The sequence below is a fragment of the Sporosarcina ureae DSM 2281 genome, assembly GCF_000425545.1.
GTDB lineage: Bacteria > Bacillota > Bacilli > Bacillales_A > Planococcaceae > Sporosarcina > Sporosarcina ureae.
In genome coordinates, this window is sequence record NZ_AUDQ01000005.1 from 32879 (window position 1) to 50432 (window position 17554).

Here is a 17554-nt window from a genome sequence, read left to right on the forward strand (position 1 = left end):
GGTTACATACTAATATATAGCAGAAACGTCTATCCTTTCTTGCTTACGGATAGACGCAAATATGTTTATTTTACATGTTGCGCACGACTGACGGGTACTTCGTGGTGCTGACGGCAACGTGGTTCATATGCTTCGGATGCGCCAACCAGAATGATGGGATCATCTTGACATGCGGGTTGTCCATCTATCAATCGTTGCGTTCGGCTTGAAGGCGATCCACAAACGGTGCAGACCGCTTGGAGTTTTGTCACCAGCTCCGCCACCGCCATTAGTTCCGGCATCGGCCCGAACGGTTCACCTCTGAAGTCTTGATCGAGTCCTGCAATGATCACGCGAAATCCGCGATCTGCGAGTGCAATCGCGACATCTATAATATCTTTGTCAAAAAATTGAGCTTCATCAATGGCGACCACATCGAAATCATCTGATACGAGGTTTGGTATTTCGCTCACTTTGGAAATAGGGTTTGCGATAGTTGACGTACCATCGTGGCTGACAACTGCTTCCTCGCTATACCGATCATCAATAGCCGGTTTAAATACCGCAATTTTTTGTTTTGCAAATTCCGCCCGGCGAATCCGACGAATGAGCTCCTCCGATTTACCTGAAAACATGCTGCCGCAGATGACTTCCATCCAGCCGCCTTGCATTGAAACGTACATGGTCAATCTCCTTTCGATGTCGTGCTATATGTATGTGCGTAGTGCGATAAGAGTGGTTTCGTATGCTACTTTGAGCGGTTTGCCGTTTAGATTGAGTGCTTGGTGTGCGGCTATGAGCGGTTGATGGCCTAGATTGAGCGGTTCACGTGTTACTATGAGCGCTTGGCAGCTTAGTTTGAGCGCTTAACATGCAACTATGAGCGCTTTGCAGCTTAGTTTGAGCGCTTTACGCACAACTATGAGCGCTTGGCAACCCAGATTGAGCGTTTAACTCACAACAATGAGCGCTTAGCAGACCAGATTGAGCGCTTAACGCACAACTATGAGCACTTAGCAGCCCGGATTGAGCGCATAACGCACAACTATGAGCGCTTAAGAGCCCAGATTGAGCGCTTAACGCAAAACTATGAGCGCTTAGCAGACCAGTTTGAGCGCTTTACGCACAACTATGAGCGCATAGCAACCCAGATTGAGCGCTCAGCGACCCCAATAGAGCAAACACTGCTGAATCTTTACACTTTAGCCCTATGTACTCGCTAAACTCCGCAGTAAATTAATAAAAATACCCGTCTGGCACGACTGCACCTGACGGGTATCTGGCTTTTATTACTCTTGTCCTTCTGTCTTGATGCCGTATTTCTTGTTGAAACGGTCAACTCGTCCGTCTGCTGAAGCAAATTTCTGACGGCCAGTATAGAATGGGTGACATTCTGAGCATACTTCTACGCGAATGTCCTCTTTTACAGAACCTGTTTCAAATGTATTGCCACATGAGCAAGCTACTGTTGCAAGTTTGTAATTTGGATGAATTCCTGCTTTCATCGATATCTCTCCTTTCGCCCTGAACCATCTGGAACAGAGTTTGAAATTATGGATGTTTTATTGACCAGTTGTCAATAAAACGATCGATGCCGTACACGGCCCGTGTTTGTCAGCCGTATATGCGGTGTACAGCAAAACTGTACTTGATTAGTATAGCAAAATCCGATACGTTGTGCAACTGTTTGATTTGGGTATTTACTGGGCATAAGCTCATTAGTTATGGGTTGGATTTCCGCTACAATCTTCACCTCATGAGTAAGAACATCACCCATTTACTTTCGTTTAAGAGCGTAAAAGTAAAACAAAATTTGCATTGTTAAAGTTGATAGATCAGATTAGACCCTTGCCTTTTTTCGCCTTCATTTCTTCATTGAGCTTGTTGAAGAATTCTTCGTTGTTTTCGGATTGGCTCAGTTTTTTCATGAAACGTTCAGTGAAGTCATGGGAATCTGAGAACGTTTTTCTGATGGCCCATAGTTTTTCCAAGTTACCTTTTGGAATGAGTAGTTCTTCTTTTCGTGTGCCTGAGCGACGGATGTCCAGCGCTGGGAAGATTCTGCGTTCGGCTAGGTTGCGGTCTAGGTGTAGTTCCATGTTGCCGGTTCCTTTGAATTCTTCGTAGATGACTTCGTCCATGCGTGAGCCGGTTTCTATTAGGGCGGTGGCAAGGATGGTTAAGCTTCCACCTTCTTCGATGTTACGTGCAGCGCCGAAGAATCTTTTTGGTCGATGGAAAGCTGCCGGGTCAATTCCTCCGGATAGTGTTCGTCCACTCGGTGGGATGACTAAGTTGAATGCACGTGCCAATCGTGTGATGGAGTCCATTAAAATGATAACGTCGCGTTTACTTTCGACTAGACGCATTGCGCGTTCGAGTACAAGTTCCGCTACTTTGACGTGATTTTGTGGTACTTCATCGAATGTGGAACTGACTACGTCCGCTTTAACAGAACGTTCGATGTCCGTTACTTCTTCTGGACGTTCGTCGATCAGCAATACAATGAGTTCCGCTTCGGGATGGTTTGTTGTGATGGAATTGGCGATTTCTTTCAACAACGTCGTTTTCCCTGCTTTCGGAGGAGCGACGATTAAACCACGTTGACCAAATCCGACTGGAGAGACGAGGTCCATGATACGTGTGGACACATTGTTTTTTGACGTTTCTAAATGAATTTGACGTTCTGGGTATAAAGGTGTCAACGCCGGGAAATGAACACGTTCGCGTGCGACTTCTGGATTTTGCCCGTTGACTGCTTCTACTTGTAGTAAACCATAGAAGCGTTCGTTTTCTTTTGGTGGCCGAACCTTCCCCGTTACTTTATCGCCGTTACGTAAATCGAAGCGACGGATTTGAGATGCTGAGATGTAGATATCTTCTGAACTGGACGAGTAATTAATTGGACGTAGGAATCCGTATCCTTCAGATTGAATAATTTCGAGGACGCCTTCCATGAAGAAGAAGCCTTCTTGTTCGGCGCGGGATTTCAATATAGCGAAGATCAATTCTTTCTTTGTCAGTTTGCTATAGTTGGTAATTTTAAATTGCTTCGCAAGAGAGTATAGCTCTTTAAGCGTCATATTCTCTAGGTCCGCAAGGGTAATCATTGTCATCTATGCGTACACCACTCTTCATTTTTTGTATGGAAAATTTGGCATAGTAAATAGAAAGGAGAGTACACGATGTACTTCCTTTCCTTCAGTAGCCGGACATTATGGATCTAGATAGTTTTAGGAAATAGAGACCCGGTTGTGACACCGGGTATTGAGGGAGTTAGTCTTGCATTACGAGAAGAGGTTTTTTCTTCATACTGTGGCGACCTTCTACGAAACGAATTGTTCCTGATTTCGAGCGCATAACGATCGACTGAGTTCGGCAATACGTACCTTTAAACTGTACGCCGTCCATCAATTCGCCGTCTGTTACGCCTGTTGCTGCGAAAATACAGTCGTCTCCTTTTACTAAATCGTCCATCATTAGAACTTTATCTACGTCGATGCCCATTTTGATGCAACGTTCTCTTTCTTCGTCATTTGAAGGAACAAGACGTCCTTGGATTTCTCCACCGAGACATTTCAATCCGACTGCTGCGATTACACCTTCAGGAGCACCGCCTCTACCGAATAAAATATCCACACCTGTGTCATCGAAAGCTGTATTGATAGCAGCTGCTACGTCGCCATCTTCTATCAATTTGATACGAGCACCCGCTTCACGAATTTCTTCGATGATGGCTGCGTGGCGTTCACGGTTCAAAACAGATGCTACAAGGTCAGATACTGATTTATTTTTCGCTTTTGCTACAGCCATCAAGTTATCTGTAACGCTTGCGTCGATATCAATTTTCCCAACCGCTTCAGGTCCTACTGCAATTTTGTCCATATACATATCCGGTGCGTTTAGCAAGTTGCCTTTATCTGCAACAGCCAAAACAGCTAGTGCATTCCATCCACCTGCCGCTACGATATTCGTACCTTCGACTGGATCGACAGCGATATCTACAGCGGGTCCGTGACCTGTTCCAAGTTCTTCACCGATATATAGCATAGGCGCTTCGTCCATTTCACCTTCACCGATCACGACTATACCTTCCATAGGAATTGTGTCGAATACTGTACGCATTGCTTCTGTTGCCGCGTCGTCTGCTTCGTTCTTCAAACCGCGTCCCATCCAGCGAGCTGCCGCTACGGCTGCTGCCTCTGTTACACGCACTAATTCCATTGATAAACTACGTTCCATAATGTTTTGTTCCTCCTGTTTGCGGTAAGGCGCGTATTGCGTATTACCTTTCATTTGCCTACGTCCGCATCCAATGGCTACTTTCTACGTAATGGATGTGTCGTTTGAGTCTATTATACACGTTTTGGCAATTTGCGTCACTCAGAAATTGAAGACGGAGTGAGCACTTTTACTTTATTGATATCGGCACCAAGATTTTGCAATTTGTTAATGATATCGCCATAGCCGCGTTCAATATGTTCAATTTCATGGATTTCTGTTTCTCCGCTAGCTAGTAATCCCGCGATCAATAACGCAGCTCCGGCACGTAAATCTGTTGCTTCAACCGTTGCCGCTTGCAATTCTGTTGGCCCTGTTATGATGGCAGAACGACCTTCTACTCTACCTTCCGCATTCATCCGACGAAGCTCATCGATTTGTTTAAAGCGTGCTGGATAGATGGTGTCTGTCAGAATAGATGAACCTTCCGCCTGTGTCGATAAAACACCAAACGGTTGCTGCAAGTCTGTCGGAAATCCTGGATAAACGAGAGTTTTCACATCGACCGCATGAAGTTTTTCAGTTTTCGGAATGAAAATTTGTTCTTCACCGACTTCTACTTTCACGCCCATTTCACGAAGCTTCGCCGTGACCGCTTCAACATGCAAAGGAATGACATTATCAATTGTGACGCCATCACCAATTGCGGCTGCCATGATCATATGGGTACCTGTTTCAATACGGTCCGGAATGATAGTGTGTTTCGTACCGTGCAATGTTTCTACGCCTTCGATACGAATGACGTTCGTTCCTGCACCTTTAATATTCGCGCCCATATTGGAAAGCAAAGTCGCTACATCAATAATTTCGGGTTCTTTCGCTGCGTTTTCAATAATCGTTTTGCCTTTTGCTTTAACAGCGGCAAGCATGATATTGATCGTGGCACCGACGCTGACGACGTCTAAATAAATTTTCGCGCCATACAGTTCATCTGCACGCAAATAAATAGCGCCGTGTTCATTTTCGACTTTGGCACCCAGTGCTTCAAAGCCCTTAATATGTTGATCAATCGGGCGTGGACCCAAGTGACAACCTCCAGGTAATCCGATAACGGCGTGCTTGAACTTGCCAAGCATCGCCCCCATCATATAGTAGGATGCACGAAGTTTTTTGACGTTACCGTTAGGCAATGGCATAGAAATGATTTCAGTTGGATCGATGGTCATTGTGCCATCTTTCATTTCCACTTTGCCGCCGATTTCTTCGACGAGCGTCTGCAATGTATAGACATCTGAAATTTCGGGAAGACCTGCAATAGTAACAGGTGAATCTGCTAGAATAGCCGCAGGAATTAGAGCTACTGCGCTGTTCTTCGCTCCACTCACTCTGATCGTTCCTTGCAGTCGTTTTCCGCCTTTGATTTTATAAACGTCCATTTCAAGCTCCTTTTGTTCTATCACTTATTCGTTCTGGTTTCCCAGTCTTTCAAAAACTGATCGATTCCTTTAGTTGTCAACGGGTGTGCAAATAGACTCTGAAGTACGTTGAATGGAGTTGTCGCAATATGCGCTCCTGCAAGTGCTGCAGCCGTAATATGTTGTGGGTGTCTAATGGAAGCTGCGATAATTTGTGTATCCAAGTCATGGATCGTGAAGATATCTGAAATCGTTTCGATTAACTCGACACCATTTTGGCCAATATCATCCAAACGTCCGATGAATGGTGAAACGTATGTCGCGCCTGCACGCGCTGCTAGCAAGGCTTGATTGGCACTAAAAATGAGAGTGACGTTCGTTTTGATTCCTTCTGCTGCGAATACAGAACAAGCTTTCAAGCCTTCAGGTGTCATCGGTAATTTCACCGTGATGTTTTCTGCAAGGGCTGCAAGTTTACGTCCTTCTTCGATCATACCTTCTGCATCCAAAGCGATAACTTCCGCACTGACAGAACCAGGTACAAGAGCCGTGATTTCTTTCAAGCGGTCATGGAATGAAATATTTTCTTTTGCAACAAGCGATGGGTTGGTTGTGACACCAGAGATGATCCCCCAGCTATGCGCTTCTTTAATTTCCTCAAAATTGGCTGTATCTATAAAAAATTTCATGTATGATATCCTCCTAGTTGTGGTTGATTCATTTAGCTAAAAAGCAAAGAAGGAGACAGGTTCCGCTCCTCCTTTGCTCAATCAGAATTCTGTAATTACGCTTGGTTTGAACTGCCGAACTCACGCATTTTTCCGATTACCGTTGCTTTGATCGCTTCGCGCATTGGTCCAAGGAATTTACGTGGATCATAGACTTCAGAATCTTCGTTAAGAATTTCGCGTACAGCTTTTGTACCTTGAATCTGATTTTCTGTGTTGACGTTAATTTTAGACGTACCAAGTGAAATGGCACGTTGAATATCCTTCGTCGGAATACCTGTACCACCGTGCAACACGAGTGGAATATCCCCTTGTTTCGAGATTTCTTCCATTTCTTCAAATCCAAGATTCGGTTCGCCTTTATACGGTCCGTGTACAGAACCAAGTGCAGGTGCCAGGCAGTCAATACCTGTCTTTTCTACAAGCTCTCTGCATTCAGCCGGGTCTGCATAAATAACACCGTCTGCGATGACGTCATCTTCCTGACCACCAACAACGCCAAGTTCAGCTTCTACTGATACATTATGTTGCTTCGCGAAATCCACCACTTTTTTCGTGATTTCAATGTTTTCTTCAAGTGGCTTAGAAGATGCATCGATCATGACAGAAGTGAAGCCTGCTTCAATCGCTTCTTTACACTTCTCAAAGCTGGAACCGTGATCTAAATGAATGGCTACCGGCACAGTAGTACCGTAGTCCTCCATTAATCCTTTGACCATCATAACGACTGTTTTGAATCCGCCCATATAGCGTGCAGCGCCTTCTGAAACGCCTAAAATAACAGGTGACTTCTCTTCTTCGGCAGCTTGTAAGATGGCCTGTGTATATTCCAGGTTATTCAAGTTATATTGACCAATCGCATATCCTCGCTCTTTACCTTGGATCATCATTTCCTTCATCGAGACCAGTGGCATGTTAAATTCCTCCTTGAGTTTTTCACGAATTTTTATGTGTAGTAATTATAGTTATTTCCATCCATTAGCATATCAAATTCATGCAATGATTACTACTATCAGACGTCTAGTAGCTCCAACCTTTTTAAGACGCTATCGCGCACTTCGAAAATATCGAACGGTTTGGTAAAGTGCCGATCAATACCAAGTTTATCCGCATCTTGCAGTAATTCTATTTCACTGTACGCTGTCATCATCATCACAATTGCGTCAGGCGATAGGTTTCGGATTTCTCTTAATACCTCGACGCCATTCATGCCTGGCATCTTCATATCAAGTAAAATACAGTCTGGATTAAGTTTCTGAACTATTTCTAACGCTTCTTTTCCATTTGATGCAAGCGCTGTCATTATTCCGGTTGGTTTGAAGATTTCCTCCAGCAATAATCGAATCCCTGGTTGGTCATCCACAATTAATAAATTTTTCATCCACATCTCTCCCATCACCTAATTTTTCTTGTTTGATTTTGTACTTACAGTGTAATCTACATTTGTTATTCTTGTATAATAAAAGAATGTATATAGAAAAATTATGTATGATTCTATCTCTCTATTTTATTTGTCTATGTAATACTGTTCAAGAAAATTCCGATAACTCCTCTATTTTTCGTCAACTATTTTGCACTTCTTTCATTTCTCACCTATACTGAGATTTTGGAGGGGTTTTCGTGAAAATATTAACTACACAAATTAGAGGTCTTCTGGAGAGAATTGCAGAAGGACAAGATGAATCAATGGAAGAAACGGCTCGTTTATTGGCGCAAGCATTAGTAGGCGAAGGACGAATTGTTTTGACAGCTTTTGATGAAATGGAAGCAGTTACTGCGACTGCACTGGAGGGTGTCGAACCGTTGGAGGGTGCTATTCGTTACACTAAAGAGTTGGAGCTGACGACGGCGGATCGCGTATGGTTGCTTGTGCGAAAGGCAGATCATCCCGCTGCGCTTAAGCTGGCACGCGAGCTCGCGGATCAATTCATCCCATTTGCAGTGTTGGCTGCGGATAAGGAAGAAGAGGACAACGAACTTGCTTCTCTTGCGTATACGTATATTTCGACAGGTTTGAAAAAGGGACTCATTCCGGGTCCTACAGGCGAAAGAATCGTACAGCCCCACGCGCTTGCTGCGTTGTTTGTATATGAAGCAGTAAAGCTGTCGATTGACGATATGTTGGCGGATGAAGACGACGAGCTGTAACTTGGCATAGGGTGGAGTTGCTGTTGGGGTGGGGATTGGGTGATACTTTCCATTGCGCTTTGAAGTTTCGTTAGTAATCAGTGATTAACTAGAAACCAGATAAGATCCGCACTCGGACTTAAAAATTGTTCAAAAACAGCAAAACTTTATACACGATTTACAGTAAGTGATGCAAGTACATCCGCTTGGTATCTAGGATTGAAGCGGAAGCTGGCGGCGACTCCCGATGGATTAGCGAGAGCTTGAGACCCTGGACGAAGCGAAGCGTAGGAAGCGGCTCAAGCCGAGCCCATGGGAAAGCGTCCGCCAGCTGGAGCTTCAATCCCCTTACACTCAGCAACTCTACTTTCAAGTCTCCGCTCATATTCAAAGTCAAAAATGCCCACAGAAGAAAATCTTCTGTGGGCATTGTTTTTTATTTTTTATGTTCAAGCGCCGCACGGATGAAGTCGCGGATTAGTGGAGATGGACGATTTGGACGGGAAGCAAATTCTGGGTGGAACTGGCAAGCCACGAAATATGGATGGTCTTTCATCTCCATAATTTCGATCAAGCGACCGTCCGGGCTAATTCCAGATACGATAAATCCTGCCTCTTCCAACTGCGCACGATATGCCAAGTTCATTTCATAACGGTGGCGATGACGCTCGTACACTAACTCCTCGCCATATGCAGCGGAAGCCTTCGTGTTTTCAGCTACTTTACACGGATAAGCACCTAGACGCAATGTACTGTCTGCTTCACGTGCTGTACGGCAATCTGGATGGAATGTCGTAATTTGGTGCTCTGTCTCTGTGTCGAACTCCAGTGAATGAGCTGTTTTCAGACCGATGACATTACGCGCGATTTCAGTAGCTGCTAACTGCAAACCTAAACTGATACCGAAGAATGGAATTTTCTGTTCACGCGCATACGTGATCGCTTCAATTTTCCCATCGATTGCACGATCTCCAAAACCACCTGGCACAAGAATACCATCTACGTCTCCAAGAAGTTCTGCTACGTTTTCAGACGTCACATCTGCCGAGTTAATCCACTGAATATCGATGTCTGCATCGAACGCGTATCCAGCATGACGCATAGCTTCAACTGCGGAAATGTATGCATCTTGTAATTCTACATACTTACCAACTAAACCAATTTTCACTGTTTCTTTCAGTGACTTAACCAACTTCACTAGTTCTTCGACTTCCGAAAGTTCAGGCTGTGGTGTTTCAAGACCCAAGTAATCCACAACTAGCTGATCCATGTTTTGTTCATGCAAACGAAGAGGTACTTCGTATAGAGTTTCCGCATCAAGTGCTTCGATAACTTCTTCTGACTTAATGTTACAGAATAACGCGATCTTGTCTTTCATTTCTTGCGGAACTGGGTACTCGCTTCGTACGACGATCATGTTCGGCTGAATTCCAAGACTACGCAATTCCTTTACACTGTGCTGTGTCGGCTTTGTTTTCATTTCACCAGCTGCATGCAAATACGGAATGAGTGTGTTGTGAATGTACATCACGTCATCCTTCGCAAGATCCGTTTTTAATTGGCGAATGGCTTCAAGATACGGCAATGATTCGATATCCCCTACACTACCACCAATTTCTGTAATTACGACATCTGCGTTCAATGTTTGACCTGCACGTTTGATCAATTCTTTAATTTCATTGGTAATATGTGGGATTACCTGAACTGTTGCACCATTATATTCGCCAGCGCGCTCTTTGCGCAATACTAGATCATAGACTTTCCCCATCGTTACGTTGGAGTAACGATTACATTCGATGTCTATAAAACGCTCATAGTGACCGATGTCAAGATCCGTTTCCGCTCCGTCTTCCGTTACGAAAACTTCTCCGTGCTGGTATGGGCTCATCATGCGTGGATCAATATTGATATATGGATCGAATTTTTGGTTCGTGACTTTCAAACCGCGGTTCTTAAGTAAACGTCCGAGTGATGCTGCGTTGATACCTTTACCTAAAGAAGAGACGACGCCGCCTGTAATGAAAATATATTTTGTCATGTGTAGTGCCTCCATTTATTCTTTTTCCAAGCTATTAGGGTCGATATAAAATCAAAAAAGCGCCCCGTTTGTAGCGTAACTACAATAAGGAGCGCGTATACACGAATTTATGTGTCCTTTTCAGGAGCCCATCCAAATCTTATATTTTTGGGCACTAAAAGTCAAGTCCGATTATTTCTCTTCCTCGTACTCTTCGTCTTCTTCGTACTCTTCTTCATCGTCCTCGTCATCTTCTTCGATATCGAGTTCTACTTCAGGAATAACTTCCAGGTCGTCATCAGGATCGATTAAATCTTCCTCGAGTTCGACTACTTCCTCTTCTTCCTCATCCTCGTCGTCTACATCATCTTCTTCGCCGAGTTCTACGTATTCTTCATCGAAGATTTCTTCTTCGTCATCATCATCTTCTTCGATATCATCTTCGTCGTAATCTTTTTTCTTCTTTTTCTTCTTGCGTACTTTTACGACAGGTGCTGTTTCTTCTTCAATCTGATCAACTGGATACCATTCGCGTAAGCCCCAACGGTTGTCTTGGATCGCAAGGAATCTGCCATCGATGTTCAGGTCTGTATAAAATTGAAGGAGCTTTTCCTTCAATTCTTTCTCGCTTATACCTGTAAGTTTACGGAACTCTTCCATTAATTCCGCCAACGTGAGGGATTCACGTCGTTCTGTCAGTACCTGGTGCGTAATGTTGATTAATGATTCTTCCAACAGCTCTTCTTTTGTCATGTCATGGATATTCAATGTATGGCACGTCCTTTCTTCTATCAATCACACGCGGAACCGACCAAGTCAGTGAATGATTTGGCCGATCGACGTTTTTATCTTGTAGCATATAAGCATAGTGTACATTATATACGTTATTTCTACCAATATGCTACATTCTTTTACTTCTCTTTATATTTCTATACTCAGTAATGGTCAAATACCCCAGGTAGACCGCCCCGATGGTGAAGGGGATTATGCCGAGTCCGCTGTTGTAGAAGAAGAGTGTGAGTGTAATTAAGAGAGCTATTATGATTGCATGATAGTACCATCTCACATTCAGCACGTCCCTTTTCTTTGTTGTTCTCATTATACTGACTAACTTACTAAATTATCCACTTTGATAGGGAAAGAATTTTGCGTAATGGATTAAGTTTCATAGGATATTTGAGATAGAGTGGCTGGCATGGCTGTTGGGATGGGGATTTCCGTTCCGAGCGGGCGCTTTCCTGCGGGCATGGCTTGAGCCTCCTCGTCCGCTTCGCTACCTGCGGGGTCTCAAGGCTCATGCTATTCCCGCGGGAGTCGCCGCTCTACACTCCAATCCCTTACAATGAGAGCGGGTGCCACTTATTGTTGCTCACTGAAGCTGCTCTCGTAATTGATTTAGTACCTAACATTTGTACTTATTCCGTCCGTAACTTAACTTTTGTCAGAGACATTACGGATTTACTGACTAGCGGCAGTAAGTGATTCTGAAATAAACGTATAATTGAAACGTAAGCTAAGACAATTGCAATGAAGTGATTCCACGCTTTGCTTTTACTCGGAGAAGCAATTGCTATTCCCGTGGGATTCGCCCCCCTGCACTCCAATATCTACATTGCTAATGAGAGAGACATATCGTTACTCACTGAAATTAGTTTCATCATCCATTCAGTACCTGACCTTAAATAAGTTCAAAGACAACAATAATTCACACTACATCGCCAGTAAATATTCCGTTTCCTTCCACTTTTTACATAAGGATTGCAACGGAAGCTGGGGCGACTCCGGGAGGATAAGCGTGCGCCTTGAGACCCCGCAGGGAGCGAAGCGGACGAGGAGGCTCAAGCCACGCCCTCCGGAACGCGTCCCCAGCTGGAGTTGCAATCCCACGCACTTAGCCCATACAAAAGAGGATGCCGCCAGAAGTGGTGGCTTCTGTGACATCCCCTTTGAGATGCAATTACATATTACGGCGGTACTGCCCGCCTACTTCGTAAAGCGCATTCGTAATTTGTCCGAGACTCGCTACTCGCACCGTCTTCATCAACTCAGCGAAGACATTGCCCCCTGTAATCGCCACTTCCTGAAGATCAGCAAGCGCTTGCCCCGCTTCGTCAGCATGTTTAGCTTGGAACGCGCGCAAATTGGTAATCTGTGACTCTTTTTCTTCTTGTGTCGCACGTGCCAATTCCATATTGTCGATATCTTCCTCAGACGGCGGATTCGGGTTCAAATATGTGTTGACACCGATGATCGGCAGCTCGCCTGAGTGCTTCTTCATTTCGTAATACATTGATTCTTCCTGGATCTTACCTCGCTGGTACTGCGTCTCCATAGAGCCCAGTACGCCGCCACGGTCGTTCAGTCGATCAAATTCTTGTAATACCGCTTCTTCTACGAGACTTGTCATTTCTTCAATGATGTAAGCCCCTTGAAGCGGATTTTCGTTCTTCGACAAGCCGTGTTCTTTCATGATGATCATTTGGATCGCCATCGCACGACGAACTGACTCTTCTGTCGGTGTCGTAATGGCTTCGTCGTAAGCATTCGTGTGCAACGAGTTACAGTTATCTTGCAATGCCATCAATGCCTGCAATGTTGTGCGAATGTCGTTGAAATCAATTTCTTGCGCATGCAAACTACGGCCGGATGTTTGGATATGGTATTTCAACTTTTGACTACGTTCATTGGCTCCGTATTTGTCACGCATCGTAACCGCCCAAATGCGACGTGCCACGCGACCAATTACCGTATATTCGGGATCGAGTCCATTTGAAAAGAAGAACGATAGATTTGGTGCAAAGTCGTCGATATGCATGCCGCGGCTCAAGTAATATTCCACATACGTGAAGCCGTTTGCGAGTGTGAACGCTAGCTGCGAAATCGGATTGGACCCTGCTTCTGCGATATGGTAGCCCGAAATGGATACAGAATAATAATTACGAACTTTTTTATCAATGAAATACTGCTGGATATCGCCCATTAAACGCAATGCAAATTCTGTAGAGAAGATACATGTATTTTGTCCTTGGTCTTCCTTCAATATATCCGCTTGAACCGTTCCACGAACTGTTTGGAATGTCATTTCACGTACTTCAGTGAACTCTTCGACAGTAAGTGTCCGTCCGAGCTCTTCTTCTTTTTTACGTACTTGCTGATCGACTGCTGCGTTCATGAACATCGCTAGAATAATGGGTGCCGGTCCATTGATTGTCATAGAAACAGATGTTGTGGGTGCGCAAAGATCGAAGCCGTCGTAGAGCTTTTTCATGTCTTCTAGTGTACAGATGCTCACACCAGACTCGCCAACTTTTCCGTAAATATCAGGACGCTCGTCAGGATCTTCTCCGTATAACGTGACAGAGTCAAACGCTGTAGATAAACGTTTTGCATCGTCATCTTTTGATACGTAGTGGAAACGACGATTTGTACGTTCAGGTGTTCCTTCTCCAGCGAACTGACGGCGCGGATCTTCTCCTTCACGTTTGAATGGGAAGACACCTCCAGTATACGGGAAGAATCCTGGAGCATTCTCGCTGTATACAAAGCGTAGGATTTCTCCATAATCTTTATATTGCGGCAAGACCACTTTCGGAACCTTCAAGCCAGATAGACTAACGGTATTAAGCGTCGTACGGATTTCTTTGTCGCGGATTTTCACCACATATTCATCCTGCTCGTATGACTCTTTCAAAGGTTCCCAGTTTTTCAAAGCACGCTTAGATTCGCCTGTTAATTGCTCCTCGATGCCTTCTTTCAAGCTATTCAATGAATCTAGCAATGCTTCATTAGAATCGGCTTCTTTCACGGCTTCAATTGCACCTTCCAATTGGAAGACGCGGCGCGCCAGCTCTGCTTGCTGTTTGGATTTCGCATGGTAGTTACGAACGGTGGAAGCGATTTCACGCAAGTAATGGCTTCGGTCGGGCGGAATGATTACGGTTTGCTTTTGATTCGTCACGAAGTCTGTGTAGCTTGTCGTCCAATCCGAATCCGTTGCGTTGTTAATTTTTTCAACAAGCGCTGCGAAAAGTGTGTTGGTACCCTTATCGTTAAACTGGCTTGCAATCGTTCCGTATACAGGCATTGTCTCTAAATCCTGATCAAATAGCAAATGGCTACGCTGATACTGCTTGCGTACTTGAATCAATGCATCTTCGGAACCTTTGCGCTCGAATTTATTGATAACAATTAAGTCAGCAAAGTCGATCATGTCGATTTTCTCAAGCTGTGTCGGTGCACCGAATTCACTTGTCATAACGTACATCGAAACATCGGAGACATCCGTAATGCGCGCATCCCCTTGCCCGATCCCACTCGTCTCTACAATAATCAAGTCATAGCCAGCTGCTTTTGTGACATCGAGTACATCATGGATAGCGGTTGTCAGCTCGGAACGTGATCCACGTGTTGCGAGACTACGCATGTAAACACGGTTATTAAAAATCGCATTCATACGAATCCGGTCGCCAAGTAACGCACCGCCTGTTTTTTGCTTTGTTGGATCTACAGAAAGGATTGCTACTCTTTTGTCAGGGAATTCACGCAAGAAACGGCGAATTAATTCATCCGTCAAGGAACTTTTACCTGCTCCACCTGTACCTGTGATACCGAGTACTGGTGTTTGCTTGGACATAGAACGTGCATGGTCGAGTAATTGCTCCGTCGCGTCATCTTTGTTCAAATGCTTTTCTTCTACGTAGGTAATTAAATTGGCTAGGATCCCTGGTGTTTCTGCTGTCAGTTGTTCCAGATTAGCCTCTTCGCTTTCGGGAGTCGTGGAGAAATCCGATAGTTCCATGATTTTATTGATCATGCCTTGCAGACCTAGTTTCCGACCGTCTTCCGGTGAAAAGATCCATTCAATGCCGTATTCATGCAACTCTTTGATTTCTTTCGGGATGATGACTCCTCCACCACCGCCGAATATTTTAATGTGAGAAGCGCCTCTTTCCTTCAGCAAGTCATGCATGTATTTGAAATACTCCACGTGACCACCTTGATAGGATGACATAGCGATTCCTTGCACATCTTCTTGAATGGCAGCGTTTACAACTTCCTCAACAGATCGATTATGTCCGAGATGAATAACTTCCGCTCCGGTTGCCTGTAATATTCTGCGCATGATATTGATTGATGCATCATGCCCGTCGAATAAACTCGATGCCGTCACGAAACGAATATGGTGTTTCGGTTTATAGATTTCCTCAGTTACCATTTGCCTTCCACCTTCCGTACATGCTGACCGCCGCCACGAAGGTTTTCATGGCGGAGTCCGCAAGTTATTTACTTCTCTACGCCTTTGATAATTAGATCAGTTTGTATTTTCGTATAGCGTTGTAACGTATATTGTTTGCGCAACGCCCATCTTCTGAATGACCACATTTGGCCAGATACGAGGATGTGGTGTGCGGTCAATGATACTTCATCCGGTCCGATGTGTAGGTTCCCAGCTTCCATGCATTTACGAATGATGATCTCAAATTGCTCGACCATTTCCAGTTCTTTAGTGAGTACATAACGAAGCGCTTCGTTTGGTAACGACTTCGACTCCTGATACATGACGAGAAATTCATCCGACATTTGATCGATGACTTCGTAATACCGTGCAATCGCCACACGTAGCCCTTCTACCGTGTTGTCATTGTTATCGAGTTCAGATAAACGAAACTTGACTTCATTATAAATATTGTCACAGACGAGATAAAGGACATCTTCTTTTGTCCGAATATACTCGTACAGTGTGCCAATACTGAAGCCCGCTTCTTTGGCGATTTCACGTGTAGTCGTCCTGTGGAATCCTTTATCGATAAACAATTTCACAGCGCCCCGGCTAATTTGTTCACGTCGCTTCTGAACGAGTTCTTCGTCTTTGACGGTAGATTTCACTTCATGTTTTGGCATTGCATAGACCTCCTGTTATTTCGTCAGCATACGCGAGATGACGAGACGTTGAATTTCTTGTGTACCTTCATAAATTTGCGTGATTTTTGCGTCACGCATATAGCGCTCTACCGGATAATCTTTTGTATAACCGTAGCCGCCAAATACTTGAACTGCTTCTGTTGTTACTTTCATCGCTGTGTCACCAGCCATTAATTTTGCCATAGCAGATGCTTTACCATACGGCAGGTCGTTCGATTCGAGCCATGCTGCTTGGTATGTTAACAGACGAGATGCTTCTGTCGCTGTCGCCATATCCGCTAGTTTGAAGCTGATGCCTTGGTTAGCCACGATGGGCTTGCCGAATTGTACACGTTCTTTTGAGTAGTCGACTGCAGCATCCAATGCGCCTTGTGCAATTCCTACTGCTTGCGCGGCAATTCCGTTGCGTCCGCCATCAAGTGTTTTCATTGCAATAATGAACCCATCACCTTCTGCTCCTAGAAGGTTTTCTTTCGGCACGCGACAGTTATCCAATACGACTTCTGTTGTCGGGGATGAACGAATACCCAGTTTTCTTTCTTTTTTACCTACAGAAAATCCTTCGAATGTGCTTTCTACAATGAATGCGCTTGTTCCTTTATGTTTGGATTCTGGATCCGTTACAGCGAAGACGATATATGTGTCAGCAATTCCGCCATTGGTGATGAAGATTTTCGAGCCGTTAAGCACGTAGTCGTCACCGTCAAGCTTTGCCGTAGTTTTCATGCCGCCTGCGTCTGATCCTGAGCCTGCTTCCGTTAAGCAGTATGCCCCCATCTTTGAACCTTCTGCAAGTGGGCGTAAGTATTTTTGTTTTTGTTCTTCGTTGCCGTATTTGAATAGTGGCCATCCTGCTAGAGATGTGTGTGCAGACAGGACGACGCCTGTAGATGCGCAGACACGGGATAGTTCTTCTACTGCGATGACGTAGGCTAGGTAATCGCTGCCGATGCCGCCGTATTCTTCTGGCCACGGAATGCCTGTGAGTCCGAGTTCGGCCATCTTGTGGAAGATGTCCATGTCGAAGGTTTCGTCTTCGTCTCGTTGTGCTGCGGTTGGTGCTACTTCTTTTTGTGCAAAGTCGCGCACCATTTTTCTGATCATTTCGTGTTCTTCTGATAATTTAAAGTCCATTGTTCTCCCAC

The 17554-nt window shown here is 44.6% G+C and carries 15 protein-coding genes; 2 read left to right on the top strand and 13 right to left on the bottom strand.

Annotated elements, in window-relative coordinates:
* Positions 1-65: 65 nt before the first annotated feature.
* Positions 66-662 (bottom strand): thymidine kinase, encoded by a 597-nt coding sequence (locus H605_RS0106370; RefSeq protein ID WP_029053462.1) that lies wholly within the window; start codon positions 660-662, stop codon positions 66-68.
* Positions 663-908: 246 nt separating this feature from the next.
* On the opposite strand from H605_RS0106370, the gene H605_RS19700 reads away from it, so the two are divergent.
* Positions 909-1202, top strand: coding sequence for a hypothetical protein (locus H605_RS19700; protein WP_155979479.1), 294 nt, complete (start codon positions 909-911; stop codon positions 1200-1202).
* Positions 1203-1268: 66 nt separating this feature from the next.
* Here the strand turns inward: H605_RS19700 and rpmE are convergent, their stop codons facing one another.
* From rpmE to H605_RS0106405, 7 genes are all read right to left on the bottom strand, one after another.
* On the bottom strand, positions 1269-1484 hold the full coding sequence (rpmE, locus tag H605_RS0106375; RefSeq protein WP_029053463.1) for a 50S ribosomal protein L31: 216 nt from the start codon (positions 1482-1484) through the stop codon (positions 1269-1271).
* Positions 1485-1814: 330 nt separating this feature from the next.
* Entirely contained in the window at positions 1815-3095 is a 1281-nt protein-coding gene (rho, locus tag H605_RS0106380; protein WP_029053464.1) for a transcription termination factor Rho, read from the bottom strand.
* A gap of 160 nt (positions 3096-3255) precedes the next feature.
* The gene (gene glpX, locus H605_RS0106385) at positions 3256-4221 is read right to left on the bottom strand and encodes a class II fructose-bisphosphatase (protein ID WP_029053465.1); all 966 of its coding nucleotides are present in this window, start codon (positions 4219-4221) and stop codon (positions 3256-3258) included.
* A 137-nt stretch (positions 4222-4358) separates the two neighbouring features.
* A complete protein-coding gene (locus tag H605_RS0106390; protein ID WP_029053466.1) occupies positions 4359-5636 on the bottom strand; it encodes a UDP-N-acetylglucosamine 1-carboxyvinyltransferase in 1278 nt (425 codons plus the stop codon).
* A gap of 20 nt (positions 5637-5656) precedes the next feature.
* The gene (gene fsa, locus H605_RS0106395; protein ID WP_029053467.1) at positions 5657-6304 is read right to left on the bottom strand and encodes a fructose-6-phosphate aldolase; all 648 of its coding nucleotides are present in this window, start codon (positions 6302-6304) and stop codon (positions 5657-5659) included.
* Positions 6305-6399: 95 nt separating this feature from the next.
* Positions 6400-7257 (bottom strand): class II fructose-bisphosphate aldolase, encoded by an 858-nt coding sequence (locus H605_RS0106400; RefSeq protein ID WP_029053468.1) that lies wholly within the window; start codon positions 7255-7257, stop codon positions 6400-6402.
* Between the two features lie 98 nt (positions 7258-7355).
* The gene (locus H605_RS0106405) at positions 7356-7724 is read right to left on the bottom strand and encodes a response regulator (protein ID WP_029053469.1); all 369 of its coding nucleotides are present in this window, start codon (positions 7722-7724) and stop codon (positions 7356-7358) included.
* A 239-nt stretch (positions 7725-7963) separates the two neighbouring features.
* On the opposite strand from H605_RS0106405, the gene H605_RS0106410 reads away from it, so the two are divergent.
* The gene (locus H605_RS0106410; protein WP_029053470.1) at positions 7964-8491 is read left to right on the top strand and encodes a DUF2529 family protein; all 528 of its coding nucleotides are present in this window, start codon (positions 7964-7966) and stop codon (positions 8489-8491) included.
* A 415-nt stretch (positions 8492-8906) separates the two neighbouring features.
* Here the strand turns inward: H605_RS0106410 and H605_RS0106415 are convergent, their stop codons facing one another.
* The 5 genes from H605_RS0106415 to H605_RS0106440 form a co-directional block, all read right to left on the bottom strand.
* Positions 8907-10508 carry a CTP synthase gene (locus tag H605_RS0106415; RefSeq protein WP_029053471.1) on the bottom strand — a complete coding sequence of 534 codons (1602 nt, stop codon included), beginning with the start codon at positions 10506-10508 and terminating at the stop codon, positions 8907-8909.
* Positions 10509-10679: 171 nt separating this feature from the next.
* Positions 10680-11240, bottom strand: coding sequence for a DNA-directed RNA polymerase subunit delta (gene rpoE / locus H605_RS0106420; protein WP_037561682.1), 561 nt, complete (start codon positions 11238-11240; stop codon positions 10680-10682).
* A gap of 1204 nt (positions 11241-12444) precedes the next feature.
* A complete protein-coding gene (gene icmF, locus H605_RS0106430; protein ID WP_029053473.1) occupies positions 12445-15702 on the bottom strand; it encodes a fused isobutyryl-CoA mutase/GTPase IcmF in 3258 nt (1085 codons plus the stop codon).
* Positions 15703-15770: 68 nt separating this feature from the next.
* Positions 15771-16388, bottom strand: coding sequence for a TetR/AcrR family transcriptional regulator (locus tag H605_RS0106435; RefSeq protein ID WP_029053474.1), 618 nt, complete (start codon positions 16386-16388; stop codon positions 15771-15773).
* A gap of 15 nt (positions 16389-16403) precedes the next feature.
* Positions 16404-17543, bottom strand: a complete 1140-nt coding sequence (locus tag H605_RS0106440) for an acyl-CoA dehydrogenase (RefSeq protein ID WP_029053475.1) — start codon at positions 17541-17543, stop codon at positions 16404-16406.
* Positions 17544-17554: the final 11 nt, after the last annotated feature.